The organism is Marinobacter sp. M5B (genome assembly GCF_042604615.1).
Lineage (GTDB): Bacteria > Pseudomonadota > Gammaproteobacteria > Pseudomonadales > Oleiphilaceae > Marinobacter > Marinobacter salarius.
In genome coordinates this window covers 1040229-1061296 of the sequence record NZ_CP156894.1, presented here as the reverse complement: position 1 = coordinate 1061296, position 21068 = coordinate 1040229, and the positions used below count along the sequence as shown (strand labels likewise).

The 21068-nt window shown below is 55.7% G+C and carries 16 protein-coding genes; 8 read left to right on the top strand and 8 right to left on the bottom strand.

Annotation, left to right across the window (positions count from 1 at the left end; all coding sequences use genetic code 11):
* Positions 1-2: 2 nt before the first annotated feature.
* Genes AAGD24_RS04795 through AAGD24_RS04785 form a run of 3 tightly spaced genes read right to left on the bottom strand, consistent with a single transcriptional unit; the run spans position 3 to position 2241 of the window.
* Complete coding sequence (locus AAGD24_RS04795) at positions 3-614, bottom strand: type 4a pilus biogenesis protein PilO (protein WP_379866708.1); 612 nt, start codon at positions 612-614, stop codon at positions 3-5.
* Positions 614-1177 carry a PilN domain-containing protein gene (locus tag AAGD24_RS04790; protein WP_041335802.1) on the bottom strand — a complete coding sequence of 188 codons (564 nt, stop codon included), beginning with the start codon at positions 1175-1177 and terminating at the stop codon, positions 614-616. The genes AAGD24_RS04795 and AAGD24_RS04790 overlap by 1 nt, the downstream gene beginning before the upstream one ends.
* Entirely contained in the window at positions 1177-2241 is a 1065-nt protein-coding gene (locus AAGD24_RS04785) for a pilus assembly protein PilM (RefSeq protein ID WP_036203576.1), read from the bottom strand. Before AAGD24_RS04785 ends, AAGD24_RS04790 begins: the two co-directional genes overlap by 1 nt.
* 214 nt (positions 2242-2455) lie before the next feature.
* On the opposite strand from AAGD24_RS04785, the gene AAGD24_RS04780 reads away from it, so the two are divergent.
* Positions 2456-4942 carry a penicillin-binding protein 1A gene (locus tag AAGD24_RS04780; RefSeq protein WP_036203572.1) on the top strand — a complete coding sequence of 829 codons (2487 nt, stop codon included), beginning with the start codon at positions 2456-2458 and terminating at the stop codon, positions 4940-4942.
* A gap of 93 nt (positions 4943-5035) precedes the next feature.
* Here AAGD24_RS04780 and AAGD24_RS04775 read toward each other — a convergent pair whose 3' ends face one another.
* Together AAGD24_RS04775 and rpmE are read right to left on the bottom strand one after the other, a co-directional pair.
* Positions 5036-6301, bottom strand: coding sequence for a malic enzyme-like NAD(P)-binding protein (locus AAGD24_RS04775; protein ID WP_036203569.1), 1266 nt, complete (start codon positions 6299-6301; stop codon positions 5036-5038).
* A gap of 232 nt (positions 6302-6533) precedes the next feature.
* Entirely contained in the window at positions 6534-6755 is a 222-nt protein-coding gene (gene rpmE / locus AAGD24_RS04770) for a 50S ribosomal protein L31 (RefSeq protein ID WP_007154619.1), read from the bottom strand.
* A 260-nt stretch (positions 6756-7015) separates the two neighbouring features.
* Here rpmE and AAGD24_RS04765 point away from each other — a divergent pair, with 260 nt between their 5' ends.
* The 6 genes from AAGD24_RS04765 (at position 7016) to hslU (ending at position 15805) form a co-directional block, all read left to right on the top strand.
* The gene (locus AAGD24_RS04765) at positions 7016-9196 is read left to right on the top strand and encodes a primosomal protein N' (protein WP_199480809.1); all 2181 of its coding nucleotides are present in this window, start codon (positions 7016-7018) and stop codon (positions 9194-9196) included.
* Positions 9197-9405: 209 nt separating this feature from the next.
* Positions 9406-11295, top strand: a complete 1890-nt coding sequence (locus tag AAGD24_RS04760) for an Ig-like domain-containing protein (protein ID WP_157665621.1) — start codon at positions 9406-9408, stop codon at positions 11293-11295.
* Positions 11296-11462: 167 nt separating this feature from the next.
* Complete coding sequence (argS, locus tag AAGD24_RS04755; protein ID WP_136633767.1) at positions 11463-13148, top strand: arginine--tRNA ligase; 1686 nt, start codon at positions 11463-11465, stop codon at positions 13146-13148.
* Positions 13149-13203: 55 nt separating this feature from the next.
* On the top strand, positions 13204-13836 hold the full coding sequence (locus tag AAGD24_RS04750) for an SPOR domain-containing protein (protein ID WP_228210926.1): 633 nt from the start codon (positions 13204-13206) through the stop codon (positions 13834-13836).
* Positions 13837-13933: 97 nt separating this feature from the next.
* The gene (gene hslV / locus AAGD24_RS04745) at positions 13934-14464 is read left to right on the top strand and encodes an ATP-dependent protease subunit HslV (protein WP_007154624.1); all 531 of its coding nucleotides are present in this window, start codon (positions 13934-13936) and stop codon (positions 14462-14464) included.
* A gap of 12 nt (positions 14465-14476) precedes the next feature.
* A complete protein-coding gene (gene hslU / locus AAGD24_RS04740) occupies positions 14477-15805 on the top strand; it encodes an ATP-dependent protease ATPase subunit HslU (protein WP_228210927.1) in 1329 nt (442 codons plus the stop codon).
* Positions 15806-15863: 58 nt separating this feature from the next.
* Here the strand turns inward: hslU and AAGD24_RS04735 are convergent, their stop codons facing one another.
* From AAGD24_RS04735 to AAGD24_RS04725, 3 genes are all read right to left on the bottom strand, one after another.
* Positions 15864-17108, bottom strand: coding sequence for a patatin-like phospholipase family protein (locus tag AAGD24_RS04735; protein WP_136633764.1), 1245 nt, complete (start codon positions 17106-17108; stop codon positions 15864-15866).
* A gap of 97 nt (positions 17109-17205) precedes the next feature.
* Entirely contained in the window at positions 17206-19512 is a 2307-nt protein-coding gene (ptsP, locus tag AAGD24_RS04730) for a phosphoenolpyruvate--protein phosphotransferase (RefSeq protein WP_199480858.1), read from the bottom strand.
* A gap of 15 nt (positions 19513-19527) precedes the next feature.
* Positions 19528-20058, bottom strand: coding sequence for an RNA pyrophosphohydrolase (locus AAGD24_RS04725; RefSeq protein WP_036203550.1), 531 nt, complete (start codon positions 20056-20058; stop codon positions 19528-19530).
* A gap of 174 nt (positions 20059-20232) precedes the next feature.
* Here AAGD24_RS04725 and AAGD24_RS04720 point away from each other — a divergent pair, with 174 nt between their 5' ends.
* Entirely contained in the window at positions 20233-20889 is a 657-nt protein-coding gene (locus AAGD24_RS04720) for an HAD family phosphatase (RefSeq protein WP_136633319.1), read from the top strand.
* The last annotated feature ends 179 nt before the right edge of the window (positions 20890-21068 follow it).

Sequence of the window (21068 nt, the reverse complement as noted above, 5' to 3'; positions counted from 1 at the left end):
GCTCATTCTCCAGCCCGGTAGCGGTAGGTACGTGCAAGAACCTGCATATTCAGCTGCTCTCCATCACCGCCTGTTGGTGTTATCGTTAGGTCGTGCAACGTCACGATGCGAGGCAGACTTGCCACACTGCTCACAAACGTCGCCAATTCATGATAGGAGCCTGTAACCCGAATATTGATCGGTAGCTCTGCATAAAAGTCGCGCCGCTGCTCGCCTTGCAACTTAACCTCTTGAAGCTCAAGACCGCTGCCCAACGCTGTGTTGGTGATATCTTCAAGAAGTCCTGGCACCTCGGTTTCACTCGGCAACTGACGTACCAGTGCCCCGAAGGTCTCTTCCATTTCTTCCATTTGCGCCTTGAACACTTCCAGATTTGCTACTTGGTATGCCTTGTCTTCATAGCGTTTCCGTAACTCCTGCTCCGTCTTTTCGACTCGCTCCAGTTGAGCGTATTGGTCCTTGATGAAGAACCAATAACCACCGCCGAGAATCAGGCCAAAGATGATGATCGCCACGATGGCCTTGACTGGCGCAGGCCAGATGCCGGCATTATTGACATCCAAGTCGTTAATATCGAATTCATTGAGGCTTTTCAGTGAGTCCGCGAGGCTCATTACTTATCCCCCCCTTCGGGCTCTGGTGTTTGCTGCTTTACCGAAAGATTGAACTGACTGTACCCGGCACGTTGGTTATCGGCAGCAGACACATTTGACAGATTGGGATCAGTGAACCAGTCAGATTCCTCAAAACGCCTCATCAGCGCTGAAATCCGACTGTTGGATTCCGACATCCCAACAATCTCAACCCGCTCACTCTTTTTGGTAAGGCTAGTGTAGAAAAGCCCGTCCGGCAGCGTACGAACCAACTCATCAAAGACCCGCACGATAATCGGACGCTTACCCTGGAGATCCTGAATAACCTGCATCCGCGAAAGAAGCTCATCACGCTTGCGTTTAAGGTTTTCAATCTCCTTGATCTGCTTATCCAGCTGTTTGGTCGCGGTCTCGATGTAGGCGTTCCTGGATTCCTGGTAGGCAATACGGTTATCCATATCGGTTTTCCAGAGAAAGGTCAGACCAGCAGCAATAAAGGCCGCCCCCAGAATCATCACCACAAACTGTTTTTGCTTCTCCGCCCGGAGTTCTTCGCGCCAGGGTCTGAGGTTAATCTTTGCCATCAGTCAAAGCTCCTCATTGCCAGCCCACAGGCAATCATGAGTGAAGGCGCATCATTGCTCAGCGAAGACGCATTCACCCTTGATCCCACTGCCATGTCCGCGAACGGATTTGCAACCAGCGTGGGTGTGCCCGTTTTTTCCTCGACCATTTCTGTCAGCCCCTGGATAGATGCCGTGCCGCCAGCCAGAACTACGTAGTCAACCGCATTGTACTGGCTTGCGCCGAAGAAGAACTGCAGCGCCCTCGCAACCTGCTGAACTACCGCTTCCCGGAAAGGCGTCAGCACTTCGGAGTCGTAGTCATCGGGGAGGCCACCCTGCTTCTTGGCAAGGCCGGCCTCTTCAAGGGACAGACCATAACGACGCTGAATTTCCTCGGTGAGTTGTTTCCCCCCGAAAATCTGCTCGCGAGTGTAAACCGTCTTGCCTTCAGCCAACACGCTCAGTGTGGTCATGGTTGCGCCGATATCGACGATCGCCACAACGAGTTCTTCACCCTGGGAATCAAGCTGAGGCTCGATGAGGGCGTATGCCCGCTCGAGTGCGTATGCTTCGACGTCCACAATCTTGGTGGTCAAGGAAGCAATCTCCAGAGCGTCTTCCCGAATATCGACGTTTTCTTTGCGACACGCAGCCAGAAGTACATCGACCTGATCCGGGTTAGCCTCAGAGGGCCCCTGAACCTCGAAGTCGATTGCCACTTCATCCAACGGATAGGGAATATACTGATCGGCCTCGAGCGTGATCTGGTCTTCCATCTCAAACTCGTTAAGACCACCGTCCATCTGGATCAGCTTGGTAATAACGGCGGAACCGGAGACGGCCACAGCCACCTGCTTGACGCTCGTACGTGATTTGGACGCGACACGTTTGAGCACTTCGCCCACCGCCTCGACATCCGTGATGTTTTTCTCTACCACAGCATTGGCCGGTAGCGGCTCCACTGCGTAGCTCTCGACCTTGTAACGGTCGCCCTGCTTCGATAGTTCCAGTAACTTGACCGAGCTGGAACTGATATCCACGCCCAGCACCGAACTGGATTTTTTTCCTAACAATCCGAACACGCGCTCACCCTATACCTGGTTACATGCACCGGGTTATGAAAACTCCCGACGGAGTTCTTTCATATGTGTTTTTTATTTAAGAGAATTTCTTTAGTTTTCCGTCTACAATGCTCGTTCTTCTTTAATTGAGAAGCATTGCACCCGGGAAGCGGCTAGCCCTTCCTAAAGCAATTTCTCAAATGATAGACCTATATCCAACAGTTGTCAGAAAAAAATGTCTCATTTGTTGCGTACATCTCGCCTGTTTGCATGGCTCTTTCTCACTGGACTCAGTCTCGCCACAATCGTGGCGTCAGGATTTTACCTATATCTCCGCCCCGGATTGCCTCCTGTTGAGCAACTCCTGGACATCAAGTTGCAGACCCCATTGAGGGTCTACAGCGCAGACGACAAATTAATAGCAGAATTCGGTGAAAAGAGAAGGGCACCGGTCACAATAGAACAGATCCCTACAATTCAGTTACATGCCTTTATGGCAGCGGAGGACGCCCGTTTTTACGAACACTTCGGGGTCGACTTTAAAGGCCTGATGCGGGCTGCCATCGAACTGGTCTCCACCGGCGAGATCCAGTCCGGCGGCAGTACCATCACAATGCAGGTTGCAAAAAATTACTTTTTGTCACGCGATCGGACGTTTATTCGCAAGTTCAACGAGATACTTCTGGCTCTTCAGATCGAGCGTGAACTGGACAAAAACCGCATCATGGAGCTCTATCTCAACAAAATTTACCTGGGCAATCGAGCTTACGGCATTGCCGCCGCCGCCCAGGTTTATTACGACAAACCCGTGACCGAGCTTTCTCTGGCAGAAATGGCCATGCTTGCCGGGCTACCAAAAGCTCCCTCAGCCTATAATCCCCTGGCAAACCCCGAACGGGCACAGATCCGTCGTGACTGGATACTCGGTCGCATGCGCGACCTTCAATACATCACCAACGATGCCTATGAACTGGCGACCAACGCTCCGCTGACTGCAAGTTTTAACGCACCGTCCACTGAAGTTGATGCGGACCACGTTGCGGAAATGGCCCGGGCTGAGCTGGTCCGGCGGTTTGGCGATGCCGCCTACACCGACGGCTACGAAGTCAGACTGACTGTCGAGAGCGAGAAACAGCAGGAGGCGACCAGGGCACTCAGGGCCGGACTGGAAGCGTATGACCGGCGGCATGGCTTTCGCGGCCCCATTGGACAGGTGGATGAAGATCAGCTGAAACCGGACAACCTCGGCAACCTGATGGCGAATTACCCCCGCGTAGCCGAACTCGTGCCTGCAGTTGTAACCCGGGTAAGAGACAAAGACAGCGAAGTTGATCTTTACGCCCGCCAGCTTGGCGAGTCCGTAATGGCATTCTCCACAATGACCTGGGCCAAACGATACAAAACCGAAAACCTGACCGGGCCCGAACCAGAAAAGCCATCTGACGTGGTCACTGTGGGTGACATCGTTTATGTAAAGCCCATGGTGGTGATGACCCCAGAGCAGCCAAATGAATCTGACACCCAGGAGCAAAGCGATGAACAGCAAGCCCTGGATATCGCCGACGTCAGGCGCGTTGCCCTCTCCCAGGTACCCGAGGTGCAGGGCGCACTAATCTCCCTTGACGCAAAAACCGGCGCCATTGAAGCACTCGCCGGCGGATACAGCTTCAGCCAGAACAAATACAATCGCGCCACCCAGGCGAGAAGGCAGCCAGGCTCAACCTTCAAGCCATTCCTGTACCTGAGTGCGCTTGAAAGCGGCATGACACCCGCAACCATCTACAACGATGCACCTATAGTGTTTGACGACTCCGAACTGGAGACCACATGGCGCCCCCAGAACTCATCAGGACAGTTTTACGGCCCTACTCGCCTGAGAGAAGCCCTGTACCGGTCCCGCAACCTGGTGTCAGTACGCTTGCTTCGGGACCTGGGCATCCAGAACACCATAGACTACCTTGAGCAGCTTCAGATCCCCACGGAAGACATGCAAAAAGACCTGTCACTCTCATTGGGCAGCGGACTTCTGACACCAATGGACCTGGCCCGAGGGTTCGCAGTAATCGCCAACGGCGGCTACGATGTCGAGCCCTACCTCATCAGCCAGATTTCGGACATCAACAACGAAACAATCTTCGAAGCACCGGACGTCAAACTCTGCGATGAAAACTGCACAGAGAAACAGGAGAACAACTCCGACGACGAGAAAGAAGTTCGCATTGCCAGGCGTCTGGCCGATGAACGCTCGGTATACATCCTGCATTCCATGATGCGGGATGTAATCAGACGAGGCACCGGCCGACGCGCTCAGGCCCTGGGACGGGATGACATCAGCGGCAAAACCGGCACCACCAATGAACAGAGAGACACCTGGTTCGGCGGCTTCAACCATGACGTAGCCACCACAGTATGGGTTGGCTTTGATCAACCACAACCTCTTGGCCGCCGAGAGTTCGGCGCCAGCACTGCCCTGCCCGTCTGGCTTGATTACATGAAAGTGGCACTAAATGGCGAGCCATCGTCATTGATGGCGAGACCCAATGGCATCGTTAACATCCGCATCGACCCTGAAACAGGCCGGCGTGCAAGACCGGGACAAGAAGGCGCCATGTTCGAAATATTCCGCGAGGAAGATGCCCCGCCACCACTTGACCCACAAGATGATTCATCGGGTGGCAGTAACAATGGCAGCAGCGATGACCTGTCGAGACAGATCTTCTGACACCAGCAAGCTGGACGGGGAATTCCACCGACAAAAAAACCGGCGATTCAACAATCGCCGGTTTTTTTGTTTCCGAAACTCGATTGGGCTATATCAGATGATATCGTCCATCGATTTCAGTGGATAATGGGCCGGGTAGCCGTTACGAGCAACGCCTGAGTCAACCGCCGCGCGTGCGACTGCCGCCGGAACAACTTCCAGCAGGCGCACGTCCATCGGCTTGGGAATGATGTACTCCCGCCCAAACTCGAAACTTGCAACGTCATAGGCTTCACAGATTTCCTGCGGAACCGGCTCTTTCGCCAACTCGCGAATCGCATGAACCGCCGCCACTTTCATTTCTTCGTTGATCGCGGTCGCCCTCACGTCCAGAGCACCACGGAAAATGAACGGGAAGCCAAGCACGTTGTTCACCTGGTTCGGGTAGTCCGAGCGGCCCGTAGCCATGATCAGATCATCACGAGTAGCCAATGCCACTTCAGGACTGATCTCAGGATCCGGATTGGAACAGGCGAACACAATCGGATTCGGCGCCATGAGTTTTAGCTGCTCAGCACTCAACAGATCCGGGCCGGACAGACCAAGAAATACATCGGCACCGTCCATAGCGTCATCAAGCGTACGCTTGTCGGTCTCGTTGGCAAACATTGCCTTGTACTGGTTCAGGTCATCGCGACCGGAATGAATCACACCCTTGCGGTCCAGCATGTAGATGTTTTCGGACCGAACGCCACAGCTGATCAGCAGCTTCATGCAAGCGATAGCCGCTGCGCCAGCTCCGAGGCAAACCACTTTGGCTTCATCGATTTTCTTACCCTGCAACTCCAGGGCATTGATCATGCCCGCAGCTGTTACGATCGCGGTGCCATGCTGGTCATCATGGAAGATGGGTACACTGCACTTTTCGATCAGCGCGCGTTCGATTTCAAAGCACTCAGGGGCCTTAATGTCCTCAAGATTGATACCGCCGAAGGTATCAGCAATACGCTCGACCGTTTCAATGAATGCCTGGGGGCTTTCGGAATTGACTTCGATATCGAACACATCAATTCCAGCAAAGCGCTTGAACAGTACGCCTTTGCCTTCCATAACCGGCTTGCTCGCCAGCGGACCGAGGTTACCCAGACCGAGGATTGCAGTGCCGTCTGAAATCACGGCTACCAGGTTACCCTTGGCGGTATATTTGTATGCGTTCTCGGGGTCCTTAGCGATCTCGCGGACCGGCTCGGCAACCCCGGGGCTGTACGCCAGCGAAAGGTCGCGGGAGGTCTTGGTGGGCTTGGTGATTTCCACACTCAGCTTACCAGGCCGCGGCTTGGCGTGGTATTCAAGGGCTGCTTCTTTCAGATCTTGAGACATTGCCACTGTTCCGTTTGTCACGTTTAAGAGGTAATAAGCCACCGGGCCTTGCCCAGCGGAGCGCGACATTATGGCGCGAAGGACTGCATCAGACAAGGCCAGTTTGACCACTCGCTAATCAGTCAATACGGCTTTTTGCGTATACATTCGCATCAGACGCGCCCTTCAGGACGAGCCTGCAGATACAAAAAAAGCGCCTCGCAAGGCGCTTTTTTCATTATCAACATTCGAATCAGGCTTTCTTGCCACCGATGCGACCACCGAAACGCTTCTGGAAACGGTCGATACGGCCACCGGTATCCATCACTTTTTGCTTGCCTGTGTAGAACGGGTGACACTGGGAGCATACATCCAGAGTCAGGTCCTGAGTGAACGTGGAACGTGTCTTGAGAACATTACCGCAGGAACAGGTAGCGGTAATCTCGGCATACTTGGGGTGAATACCTTCTTTCATGGCGAACCTCTATCGGTCATGCCGCTACCAGATCACGGGACTGCCTGGTTTTCATAGCAATCCGGGTGTCGGGCACCGCATGTTTGAATCAATTGAGAAGACGGGGCACAATCATGCCCTGCCGGAAACAGACCGCGAATCTTACTTGCAAATGCGGTATCAGGCAAGCCCCGGACCGTCATATCATCCCGCCCGACACGGGACACGCCGGTTTTCAGCTCCTTAAAAGGATAGGCAGATACCGTGACACCTTCATCGCCATGGAGCCACATGTGCCCCGAACTGCGCGTATAGCATTGAACCGCCCTATCCGGCGGCTGTTCGATTATCTGGTGCCAGATCACATTGCACTGCAACCAGGCCAGCGTGTAACGGTCCCCTTCGGACGTCAATCGGCTACCGGGCTGGTGGTCGAAACAGACGCAAAACCACCGGAGGGCATCACCCTTAAACCCGTCCGGTCCGCTGCCGAGGCGTGGCCAGCACTGCCCCCGGAAACCTTTCGCCTTCTTAGCTGGGCATCTGATTACTATCAGCACCCACTAGGAGAGTGCCTTTTTACCGCACTACCACCAGCGCTCCGTCGCGGCAGACCTGCCGTGGAGAATGCCGATCCCTACTGGCAAGCCTGCGGCGATCCTGCGCTGCTGCCCGGCAACGCAACACGACAGAGAGAACTGCTGGCGTGGCTAAACCGCCAACCCGGCGGCGCAGGCAGCAAGCAGATTGTGCGGGCCGGTTTCACGCAGTCGCAAATCCGAAGCCTTCAGGAAAAAGAACTGATCCGCGAGATCACGCCACCCACCCCAGATGGCGTAACAGAGGAAACCCGGAATCGTATCCCCGTGCTGTCTCCAGCCCAACAAGAAGCCGCCAACCAACTTCCATCGCCAGACAACGGTTTCGCGACAGCGCTCCTATTTGGCATTACAGGCAGCGGGAAGACCGAGCTCTACCTTCATTACCTGAAGACTCACCTGGACGACCGGCACCAGGCGCTCGTCCTGGTACCTGAGATCAATCTGACACCGCAGACCGTAGCCCGCTTCCAGTTCTATTTCGGACCACGTATCGCAGTATGGCACTCGGCTCTAAAAGACAGCGAGCGGCTCTCGACCTGGCTGAGAATCCGCAATGGCGAGCCGGTCATCCTGATCGGCACTCGCTCAGCGGTATTGCTCCCCTTTACCGATCTGAAAACCATCGTCGTGGATGAGGAACACGACAGCTCCTATAAACAGGGGGAAGGGTTCCGCTATTCCGGCAGGGACACCGCGGTCTATCGCGCCCACCTGAACAATTGCCCCGTCATCCTCGGCTCGGCGACACCCTCCATGGAGTCATACCACAATGCCCTGTCTGGCAAATACGCCCTGATCCGACTCGAAGAAAGGGCCGGAAACGCCAGACCCCCAACCATCAAATTGCTGGATATCCGCAGCCGCCCCTTGGAAGGTGGCCTTTCCCGCCCTGCCCTGCAAGCCATCGAGAAATGCCTCAGCAATGGGCAACAGGCGTTGGTATTCGTGAATCGGAGAGGATTCGCTCCGGTCATGATGTGTTTCGACTGCGGCCATATGGTGGAGTGCCCCCACTGCGACACACGCTTGACTTACCACCGCCGCGACCGGGCCATGCGCTGCCACCACTGCGACTTCCAGACCGCCGCAACAGACCACTGCCCCAAATGTGACGGCGAGGCGTTCAAGCCCGTCGGCCAGGGCACTGAACGCACCGAGGACATTCTAACCTCACAGTTCCCAGACACGCCTGTTGTGCGGGTCGACCGGGATAGCACCCAGCGCAAAGGCAGCATCCAGGGCATCCTCGAAAAAGTAAACAGTGGGCGCCCTTGCATCTTGGTTGGTACACAAATGCTGGCCAAAGGCCATGACTTCCCGAACGTGACGCTGGTGATTGTCGTCAATGCCGATGGCGGACTGTTCAGCGTGGACTTCCGGGCTCCGGAACAGCTGATCCAGACCCTACTGCAAGTGAGCGGACGGGCCGGCCGAGGGAAAAAGTCTGGCGAGGTACTGGTTCAGACTTGCCATAGCGACCACCCCCTGCTGCACTCCCTGGCCGAGGGGCACTATCTCCCCGTTGCCGATCAACTGCTCACGGAACGCGAAACGGGGCAACTCCCCCCCTTTCGTGCAATGGCGATTTTCAGGGCAGAGGCTGAGACGATGGAAAAAAGCCTGCAGTTACTGGACACCATAAAACAACAAGCCCGCTACCAGCAGATAGAGATCTGGGGCCCCCTGCCCGCGCTGATTGCTCGCCGCGCTGATCGCCTTAGAGCTCAACTGGTTCTGCTTTGCAGTAATCGAAAGTACCTCAACCACACGCTCGGCGTTCTGTGTGAAACGCTGGACCAGAGCCGGCTTCCAGCCGGACTAAAATGGGCCATTGACGTAGACCCGCAGGAAACCGGTTAACTTACTCACCTCCCCTTTACTGAAGCCACGCATCAGATTACAAAGTTTTTCAAAAATGAATACCGATCAACATTGCATAGACGCATCCTGTGCTATGATTTTCAGCAAACTAATAATCAAACTTGTGAAAATACTTAAACTTGCGCATTTCAAGCAGGGAATGTGCTTCGAACTGGCCTTTGCTGTAACGGGAACTGGAGAAAATGATAATGTCAGGGAAACTCCTTGCACGTGCGTGCGCTATATTTTTAGCGCTAATATTGACGGCCTGCGGTGGCGACGATAATTCTAGCCCGCTCGCCGGCTCACCTGATGGAAGCGGCGGAAGCGGCGACCCCACGACACCTTCAGAGGATGCTGATGTCGGCACCGTTGAACTCATAGCCAACCCGGTTCGTCTGGACACATCCACCAACGCCAGCTCAAGCATTACCGCGCGAATCAAAGACTCGAACGGCATTCTTCTGCAGGATGTTCCAGTGAGTTTCAGTGCTAATAACGGCGGAACTCTGGAGGTAACCCAACAAATCACCGATCAGGCTGGCGTCGCATCCGCAACCCTAACGACCGACAGTGACCCAAGAAACAGAACAGTGACTGTGACCGCGCAGGCAGGAAGCGTCTCCCGATCACTCAACGTCGAAATATCGGGCACTTCGATTTCAATCTCAGGTCCCTCGTCTATTTCTCTCGGCGGCTCAGCCAATTACAGAGTGACGCTAGCAGACGCAGATGGCAGCGGCATTTCTGGACAACCGATAGCCCTTTCAACCAATCGGGGCACCCTGTCTGCATCCAACCTGACATCCTCCAGCAATGGCTCAGTTGACGTGCAACTGTCCGGCGGCAACACCGGAGGCACTGCAACCATTACAGCCTCAGCCTATAGCGGTAGCAGTCAGGTTTCTGCTACGCAGAATGTGGTCATTGCGGGAGACAGCTTCGCATTCACGGCCCCCGATACGGCTACCGAAGTAGACCTAGGAGTTGAGCAACAAGTCACAATTGAATGGCAGGTAGATGGAAATCCTGTAGCTGACGGAACTCAAGTACAGTTCTCCGCCACACGAGGCACTCTCAACCCACCAACTGGCCTTGTAACCACCAGCGGTGGAGAGGCGAGCATTGGCATTACCTCAACCAACTCTGGGACGACTACCGTAACGGCAACAGACCCAAACTCCGGCCTTTCTGCTGACCTTTCATTTGAATTTATCGCCAACACGCCGGACTCGATAAATCTTCAAGCATCGAAAACCCAGCTTGATCTGGGGGAAACCAGCGAGATTATCGCTGTAATTCGCGATGCATCTAACAACTTGGTAAAAAATCAGGAAATCAGCTTCCGCATCCTTGAAGACGGAAGCGGGGGCAACCTAAGCTCTAGCCTCGACGTAACTGACTCTCAGGGCCGTGCTTCCACAATCTATACCGCAGGATCAAACACCAGCGGTAGAGATGGCGTAGAAATTGAAGCTGTAGTGGATGGATCTATTTCAGATACTGTAACACTGACAGTAGCCCGGCAAGCACTTCGACTGGCTATCGGCACCGGCAATGAAATTGAAGAGCCTGACTCCGTTCGATACGTGAAAGAATATGTTGCAATCGTGACAGATGCCAATGGTGCACCGGTCGAAAACGCCAACATCGAATTGAGTGCGCTGCCGGTTGGTTATCGGAAAGGATCATATGCCGTCTCAACTGACGACAACTGGGTACTGTCCCCTTCAGACCCACAGTTTTGTGAGGCAGAGGACACAAATCAAAATGGTCAGCTCGACCCCGGCGAAGATGTCAATGGGAGCGAAAAACTTGAGCCCACCAACTCTGCAGCCACTAGCTCATCATCAATCACGTCTGCCAGTGATGGCTCCGCCAGCTTCTCTCTTCTCTACCCACAAAGCCATTGTAACTGGGTACAGATAGAACTGACGGCGACTGTTCGCGTAGGCGGATCGGAGAGTGTTGAAACATCCAGGTTCTACCTTTCATGCCTTGCTAGCGATCTCAGTAACACCGACATTTCGCCTCCCGGCGGCACTGAGGGCCTATATGGCGTAGCACAGGACTGTTCGGTAGACGACTTCACCAATTAAGAAGACACAGCCACTCTGGGGCCCAGGCTTGACTGAAAGCTGGGCCGGGCCCCAGAGCCACAATCATATTTGAGTCCCTCCACCCTTTCCTTGATAATACGTCTCTTCAGTTTCAGAGGGCGTCCCGCCCCGTAACCCACTCTCCGTATATCGAGTCATCCGACAGCATGAAAGAGACCGTATCCGAACTGCTCCAGTCTGCGCTGGCGACCCTGCAATCTGAAGGCACCTTGCCAGCAGATCAGACCTTCACACCACAGGTAGGCAACACCAAGGACAAATCTCACGGTGACTACGCCTGCAATATTGCTCTGGTCGCATCGAAGGCGGCGGGTTGCCCGCCACGAAAGCTGGCAGAGGCATTGGTGGAACGGTTGCCGGACAGCAGCGCTGTCGAGAAAGTTGAGATTGCAGGCCCCGGCTTTATCAACTTTTTCATGAGCACGGCCAGTGCCTTTGAGGTGGTTAACACCATTCTCGACAACGCCGGGCAGTACGGTCGTAACAACAACGGCAAGGGCGAGAAGGTCCAGGTGGAGTTTGTCTCCGCCAACCCCACCGGCCCCCTGCACGTGGGCCATGGCCGTGGTGCGGCTATTGGCGACTGCCTGAGTCGTTTGCTGGAAGCCAATGGTTACGAAGTCACCCGCGAGTTTTACTACAACGATGCAGGCGCGCAGATCAGCAATCTGGCGCTTTCAGTGCAGTCACGGGTGAAAGGGCTGACACCGGACGACGAAAACTGGCCGGCCGATGGCTACCGCGGTGACTACATCACCGATGTGGCCAATGCCTATCTCGCCGGCGAAACCGTTACCGCGGACGACCGGGAAGTCACCGGTAAAGCCGATCCGGACGATCAACAAGCCATCCAGGAGTTTGCGGTTGCCTACCTGCGTCGTGAGCAGGACCTGGACCTGAAAGCTTTTGGCGTGGAGTTCGACGTGTATTTCCTCGAGTCATCGCTGTACGAAGATGGCAAGGTAGAGGAAACCGTCGAGCGCCTGCAGGAAAACGGCTATACCTACGAACACGACGGCGCCATGTGGCTGAAAACCACCGAATTCGGCGACGACAAAGACCGCGTGATGCGCAAGAAGGATGGCGGCTATACCTATTTCCTGCCGGACGTGGCCTACCACCTGAACAAGTGGCAACGGGGTTTCACCACGGTTATCAATGAGCAGGGTGCCGACCACCACTCCACCGTCACACGGGTTCGTGCCGGCCTGCAAGCACTGAACGCCGACATCCCCCAGGATTGGCCAGATTACGTGCTTCACCAGATGGTGATGGTGACCCGGTCCGGGCAGGAAGTGAAGATTTCCAAGCGCGCAGGCAGTTACGTGACGGTCCGTGACCTGATCGACGAAGTGGGCCGCGACGCCACCCGTTTTTTCCTTGCGGCTCGCAGAGTCGACTCCCAGTTGACTTTCGATATCGATCTGGCCCGCTCCCAGACCAATGAAAACCCGGTCTATTACATTCAGTATGCCCATGCACGTATTTGCAGTGTGCTCAGAAAACTGAAAGAGGAAGGGGTTGAGCGCGGCCTGAACGAGTGCGTGGGAGATCTGTCCTTACTGACGCTCGACGAGGAAAAGGATCTCGCTAACCAGTTGGCCAAGTACCCCGAGCTTATAGAAAGTTCAGCCAAATTGCGGGAACCACATCACCTGACGCACTATCTCAGGGATCTTGCCGGGCAGTTCCACACCTACTACAACGCCCACAAAGTTCTGATCGAGGATACTGCTGTCCGGGACGCTCGCGTTTCCCTGTATCTTGCCGTGCGGCAGGTGATTGCCAATGGTCTCGATCTGCTTGGCGTGAGCGCTCCCGACGAAATGTAGCAAGTCAGGCTTCATGATCTGAATATTCAGGCACGCAACAGGAACTAACCCGGCCATGTCCCGAGACTATGCCCGCAAATCAAGAACGGCCAGCAAACCGGCAACATCAACAAAATCCGCGAGGCCTGCGCGTAAACAAAAGCAGTCCCCAAAACGCCCTGCTGCGGCCAAGTCACAGCGGGGCGGCTTGTCATTGAAGTGGATTCTGTCACTGGCAGCCGTGGGTGGTTTTATCGGCTTTATTGCCTATCTCAACTCACTTCCTACATCCGAGCCTCGCCAGGGTGAAAAAGCCACAACAGCCGAACCACCTGCGGTAAAGGAGAAGCCTTCGGAAACCGCCGCAAAAGAAAAACCCGGCTTTCGCTTTTACGACATGCTTCCTGACTCGGAGGTGGTTCCTCCCGAGGTCGAGGAATATACCCCTGGGCCAGGACAGCAAACGTTTGATTACCTGGTGCAGACGGGCTCTTTCCGACAACAGCAAGATGCAGAGAGGCAGCGGGCCGAAATCGCGTTCCAGGGCCTCCGTGCAAAGGTCAAACGCATCGACCTCGACAGCGGAAGCATCTGGTACCGCGTCAATGTAGGCCCCTTCACCTCTCGCAGCCAGATGAATGCGGCTATCGACAAGCTGGTCAATCTCAACATTCAGCCTCTGGTCAGGAAGATTCCCAAGGAGGGCTGAGCTGCCCTCCCGACTCTCTTTCCTCCCGCCCTTGAAAACCGCCCCCTCGCCTCCATAACTGCTGAATACCGTTTTCTATCAGGCAAATGGAGCCAGAATGACTACCATACTCTCTGTCAGGCGTGACGATGAAGTTGCCATGGGTGGCGACGGCCAGGTCTCCCTCGGCAATACCGTAATGAAGGGCAATGCCCGCAAGGTTCGCCGGCTCTATAACGACAAGGTGCTGGCCGGTTTTGCGGGTGGTACCGCCGACGCATTCACCCTGTTCGAGCGTTTTGAAGCCCAACTCGAGAAACACCAGGGCAACCTTACCCGCGCCGCTGTCGAACTGGCCAAAGACTGGCGAACGGACCGAGCTCTCCGCCGGCTGGAGGCCCTGCTGGCCGTTGCCGACAAAACCGCATCCCTCATCATTACCGGCAACGGCGATGTTATCGAACCAGAACAGGGATTGATCGCGATCGGCTCCGGCGGTCCGTTTGCACAGGCTTCCGCAAGAGCCCTGTTGGAAAACACTGACCTGAAAGCCAACGAGATTGTGGAGAAGGGCCTGGATATCGCGGCCGACATCTGCATCTACACCAACCACAATCGCACCCTCGAAGTGCTCTCAGCCAACGATTGATCCGGAGCTAGCATGTCTGCAATGACCCCCCATGAGATTGTCCACGAGCTCAACAAACACATCGTGGGCCAGGAAGAGGCCAAGCGTTCCGTAGCCATCGCCCTGCGCAACCGCTGGCGCAGGATGCAGCTGGACAGTGGTCTGCGCGAAGAGATCACACCAAAAAACATCCTTATGATCGGCCCCACCGGTGTGGGTAAAACTGAAATCGCACGCCGTCTTGCCAAACTGGCCGACGCCCCCTTTCTGAAAGTGGAAGCGACCAAGTTTACCGAAGTGGGCTATGTGGGCCGGGACGTCGAGTCCATTATCCGTGACCTGGCGGACATGGCCATCAAGATGCTGCGCGAGAAGGAAATGAAGCGCCACGAGCATCGCGCCATGGACGCCGCCGAGGAACGCATTCTGGATGCCCTGATCCCGCCACCCCGGGACTTCAAGGAAGACAGCCAGAAAACCGAAGACTCTTCCACCCGCCAGCTGTTCCGCAAGAAACTGCGCGAGGGCGAGCTGGACGACAAGGAAATCGAAATCGACCTGCGTAACAGCGGCGCCGGCGTTGAAATCATGGCACCTCCAGGCATGGAGGAGATGACCAGCCAGCTACAGAACATGTTCTCGAGCATGTCCTCTGATAAACGCAAGACCCGCAAGATGAAGGTCGCTGACGCCATGAAGCACGTTCGCGACGAGGAAGCCGCCAAACTGGTCAATGAAGAGGAAATCAAGCAGAAAGCCATCCAGACCGTCGAGCAGAATGGCATCGTCTTCATCGACGAAATCGACAAGGTGGCCAAGCGCTCCGAGAACACCTCATCCGATGTTTCCCGGGAAGGTGTGCAACGGGACCTACTGCCCCTGATCGAAGGCAGCACCGTCAGCACCAAGTATGGCTCCGTACGAACGGATCACATCCTGTTTATCGCGTCCGGCGCGTTTCACCTGTCGAAGCCGTCTGACCTGATCCCGGAATTACAGGGCCGCCTGCCGATCCGTGTTGAGCTGCAGGCACTGACCCCGGATGACTTCAAACGCATCCTCACGGAGCCAGATGCCTCTCTGGTACAGCAGTACGAGGCCCTGATGGGCACCGAGGGTGTCAAACTGACCTTCACAGAGGAGGCCATTGCCCGTATTGCGGAAGTCGCCTACAAGGTCAACGAAACCACGGAAAATATCGGTGCAAGACGCCTGCATACTGTGCTGGAACGACTGCTGGAGAGTCTGTCTTACGAGGCAGGTGATCAGGTCACCGACAGCTTCGAGGTTACCGCGGCGTTTGTGGACGAAAAACTGGGTGAGTTGGCTGAAGACGAAGATCTGAGCCGCTATATCCTGTGACCCGCAAGGGCAGGAAGGCCCGAACGTATCCTATTGGGGCGCGCGTTCTTCGCGCCCCCTACAAGGCCTTACTGAACAGCTCCGACACATTATCAAAGCCGGTTGCCAACTTTCCTTTCTGAGCCCGTTTCTTACGGCCTTTTGCCACATAAAGGGGCAGCATCTCACCGTACAGGCTGGTACTGATGGTGCGCTGCTCGTCTTCTAGTCGATCCCGACGCAGACGAATACCATACTTCGCAAGTTTAGGCTCCAACTCATCCGCACGGTTCAGCAGATCACGCCGCGTCATCTGGTAGGCATGCTCACACACCATCCGGCGGGACTGGAAACTGAACACATTGGAGAAGAACAGCTTGGCATCATCGCGGGTCGGCTCGAACAGCAGAATATCCTTGTCCGGGTAATCCCGGGTGTACTGCGCAATGCCCGATTGCATTCGGGAGTACACCATAGTGCGGAACATCTGGGACAGCAGGTTTGGCATACCCGACCGGGTCAGATCACCCGGCCCCATGGTACCGGCTCGCACAGCTGAGCTCGCATCAATGGGAACCTGTGGATTGACCGCGAAAACCAGATCCGCACCGTCCTCAAACGCCACGGAGGCATGCAACCCCTTTCTCAGAGTACCGTCCACGTAGTAACGCCCGTCGATAGTGACCGGAACATAGATGCCCGGAGACGAGGTACTCGCCTGAATCGCTTTTGATATGGGCACGTGATCAAAACCGGGGGCACCAAAGCAGACCGCCTCAGTGCTTTCCACATCCGCCGCAACAATATAAAGACTGCGCTTAAGCTGCCGGAAATCGTTGGTGCGACCAAGCATGGTAAAGGCCCGCTGCAGATACTCGTGCAGGCCTTCGTTATCGAAAAGGCCCGCAGGCGCAGCCTGCGCAAGAATCGTCAGCGCTTCCAGCAAGCTCTGGTCATAAGGGTTATTTACGAACCGTCGCACAGCCGTCGTCACCAGACCCGGAACCGCCAGCAAGCGACTGCCCAGTTCCCGGAACGCCGGGCGATAGAATACTTCCGGATGGAAGGGGTGCACTTCCGCTTCATTGCGCACAAAAATCCGACACAACTGGGCGGTGGTCATCTGGTTGGCCAGATTGGCCGCAACAAAGGAGCCCGCGTTCACGCCGACGTAAACATCAATATTATTGAAATCAAGGCCTTCCAGCGCCTCATCGAGCGCGCGCAATGCCCCGATTTCGTAGATACCTCCCAACGGGCCACCGCCGCCGAGGGCCAGGCCGATACGAGGTTCGGGCTTAATCGCTGTTGTGGTTGCCGTCATTCAATATCCCCATGCGGGTGCGGTTGGCTATTGTTTTCAACATTAGCAGCCAGTTTTAGAGTACACACCCTATATAGGACCAATTGGCTATACGCCTTCACGAAAGGGCCCTTTCGGCATGGGCAATGGCACTGGACTTGCCCGGGCGCAGATAGCGGCCAAATCCGGCATTGCGCAGGGCCAGATCCACACAACTCTTGATAACGTGCGGCGAATCCAGCAACAGCACATCTTCCAGTAGCTGTGCCGACCATTCGCGGCTAACACTGCGAATGACCGACTTGACCTTGGGCAGGCTTGCCGCGTTCATGGAGAGCGAATCGTAACCCATCGCCATCAACAGCAGCGCGCCGCCAGGGTCACCCGCCAGTTCACCGCAGATACCGACAGGCTTGCCGACCGCATGGGCGTCCTGTGCTACGCGCACCAGCGCCTGCAACACGGCGGGATGATAGGAATGGTACAGCTGCGCAACCCTGGGGTTGTTGCGATCCACCGCCAGCAGGTACTGGGTCAGGTCGTTTGAGCCAACAGAGAGGAAATCCACGCGATCCGCCAACTCGCGAATCTGATACACCGCCGCCGGAATCTCCACCATTACCCCGACCTTGGGCATATGGATGTTGTAACCTTCCTCCCTGACCTCATGATAAACCCGGTAAATCAGGTGGAGGGATTCTTCCACTTCTGAAATATTGCTGATCATCGGCAGCATGATCTGCAGATTGTTCAGGCCCTCACTCGCCTTGAGCATCGCCCTCACCTGAACCAGGAATATCTCTGGATGATCCAGGGTTACCCGGATACCGCGCCAACCCAGAAACGGGTTCTCTTCCTGGATCGGGAAGTACGTCAGCGCCTTATCGCCGCCGATGTCCAGCGTACGCATGGTGACAGGATTCGGGGCAAAGGCTTCCAGTTGCTCGCGGTAGTATTCGCGCTGTTCCTGTTCTGACGGGAACCGGTCCTTGATCATGAACGGCACTTCGGTGCGGTACAGACCGATACCTTCGGCACCGTGGCTCAGAGAGCGCACCACATCGGTCATCAAACCGGTATTCACCAGCAGCGACACGCGGTGGTTGTCGGTGGTTTCGCAAGGCAGGTCCCGCAGGGCTTCCAGCCCTTTGACCAACTCGTCTTCCTCGTCACAGATTTCCTGGTAGAAGTTCCTCAGGTCCGTGGAGGGTGACGCAAAAATCTGCCCTTCAAAGCCATCAACAATCAGGTCCTTGCCATCCAGTTGGTTGACCGGAATATCTACCAGACCCATGACCGTGGGCACCCCCATGGCACGTGCCAGGATGGCAACGTGGGAGTTGCTGGAGCCCTTGACCGACACCAAACCGACCAGTTGCCCTTTGGGCACTTCCCCGAGCATGGCCGGTGTCAGTTCTTCACTGACCAGGACCGTGTTCTCAGGGTAGACCGTGTCCTTCTGCTCACCTTCCTGCAAGTGGGACAACAAACGGCGGCCGAGATCCCGGATGTCGACAGCCCGCTCCTGCAGGTAGTGGTCGTCCATCATTTCAAAGTGACGAACGTACTGCTGAACCACCTGTTTCAGCGCGCCCTGGGCCCAGAAACCTTCCTTGATCCGGTTGCCCACCTCACCGGGCATTGCGTCATCGCCCAGCATACGCAAATAGACATCGAACAGAGCCTGCTCTTCCGGGCGAAGCTGGGAAGCGAGCCGGGCCGCCACCCGCTCAATATCTTCCCGAACCGCAGTTACCGCGCCATCAAACAGCGACAGTTCCAATTCAATATCATCGGTGGGCTTCTCAGGCACTACGTCCAGGTCGGCGGCAGGGTACACCACCACACCCTTGCCAATGGCAACGCCCGGCGCACCAGGCACACCACTGAAACTGACATCGGTCGCTTCTTCACCGGTCAGGGAAAGACCGCTGATGGCGCCCGTTGCCTCGCTGTGGGCGATAACGCCGGCCAATTGAGCCGAAACGGTAACCAGGAAGGCTTCTTCACCCTCGTCAAAGCAGCGCGAACTTTCCCGTTGCTGAACAACAAGAACACCAAGAACCCGGCGATGGTGAATGATAGGAACACCCAGGAACGAGCGGAAACGCTCTTCGCCAGTCTCAGGAAAGTAACGATAGCGGGGGTGGGATGGAGCATCTTCAAGGTTGATAGGCTCCTCCCGGGAGCCAACCAGACCAATCAGGCCCTCGGAATAAGCCAGGCTGACCTGCCCTACTGCTTGCTGGTACAAGCCTTCCGTGGCCATTAATATGTAGCGATTTGTGGCTGGATCAAGCAAATAAACCGAGCAAACCTCGGTATCCATGGCTTTCTGCACCCGCGAAACAATGACATCCAGCGCCTCCTGCAAATCGCGGGCACTGTTTACCTCTTGTACAAGACTTCGCAGTATGCTCAGCATGGCGGGTTCAATCCGTCATTTCTGTGTGTCCTTCGCGCGTCGGGAAGGCTCGCTCTGGCGCCACTGTTCCATGTTGTAAAACAGCCGCGGCGCGAGCTCTCGCAGCGCACGTCGATAGACCTCGCGTTTAAACGATACGACCTGCCCAAGCGGGTACCAGTAGCTAACCCACTGCCAGCCGTCGAATTCCGGCGAGTCCGTGCCGTCCACGCGTACCTGCGCATCCGGCGAAAGCATCCTCAGCAGGAACCATTTCTGTTTTTGTCCCACGCAGACCGGGTGCGAATTGTGGCGCACCATCCTGCGAGGGAGGCGGTATCTCAGCCAGCCACGGGTACAGCTGATGATTTCCACATCGCCTGTACCGAGACCAATTTCCTCCGCCAGTTCCCTGTAAAGGGCCTCTTCCGGTGATTCGTCGTGCTTGATACCACCTTGAGGGAACTGCCAGGAGTCCTGCCCTATTCGCCTTGCCCAGAGGACTTCCCCCCTGTGATTGGCCAGAATGATTCCGACGTTGGGTCTGAAACCGTCCGAATCGATCACGGCACAGTCCTCTTAAAAGTCGGTTGGCCGGATTAAAAATTCACCGGCCGGATTTATCCAAGTTGCTCTCATTCTTACAGAATCCCAAGGCTTCGGCAAACGAAGCCGACGGCGGCGCGTCATGCTAGACTGTTGCGCCTGTGACAGTCGTCGTTTTTGCCGGAGGTATCCAAGTTGACGCTCGCGATTTTTGATCTCGATAACACCCTGCTCGCCGGAGACAGTGACCACGCCTGGGGGGAATTCCTGGTGGAAGAGTCGATTGTGGATGCGGAGGAATACCGGCAGGCAAACGACCGCTTCTATGAGGAGTATCTGAATGGCGAGCTGGACATCATGCGCTACCTGAGCTTTGCCCTTCAGCCTCTTGCACGGCATGACACGGAACAGCTGCTGGCCTGGCGCGAACAGTTTATGGCGAAGAAAATCCAGCCTATGATGCTCGAAAAAGCCAAGGCATTGCTGGATAGCCACCGGGCCGATGGCCATACCTTGATGATCATCACTGCAACCAACCGGTTCGTTACCGAGCCAGTGGCTAAGCTGCTGGACATTGATCACCTGATTGCCACTGAGCCAGAGATGGTCAATGGGCGCTATACGGGGGAGGTTGCAGGTATTCCCAGCTTTCAGGACGGGAAGGTAGCCCGCCTGAATGACTGGCTGGAATCAACTGGAGAAAGTCTCGAGGGCGCCTGGTTCTATAGCGACTCCCACAACGATGCCCCCTTACTGCGCAAAGTCGCAAATCCGGTAGCGGTAGACCCGGATCCGACGCTTGAAAACATTGCGAAAGAAAATGGCTGGAAGATTATGAGCCTTCGCGGATAACTATCTGCCTATGTGCCCGGGAAGGACGCAGGGAGGGAGTGCCCGGGATACGCTGTAGATACGTCCATGTACGCTCGACAAAAACATCCATGTTTTTGACGATCCCGGGCACTCCCTCCCTGCGTCCTTCCCTAGCTTCCTTCGTGCAAATCCGCTACTTCTGAGTTTCATTCTCGGAG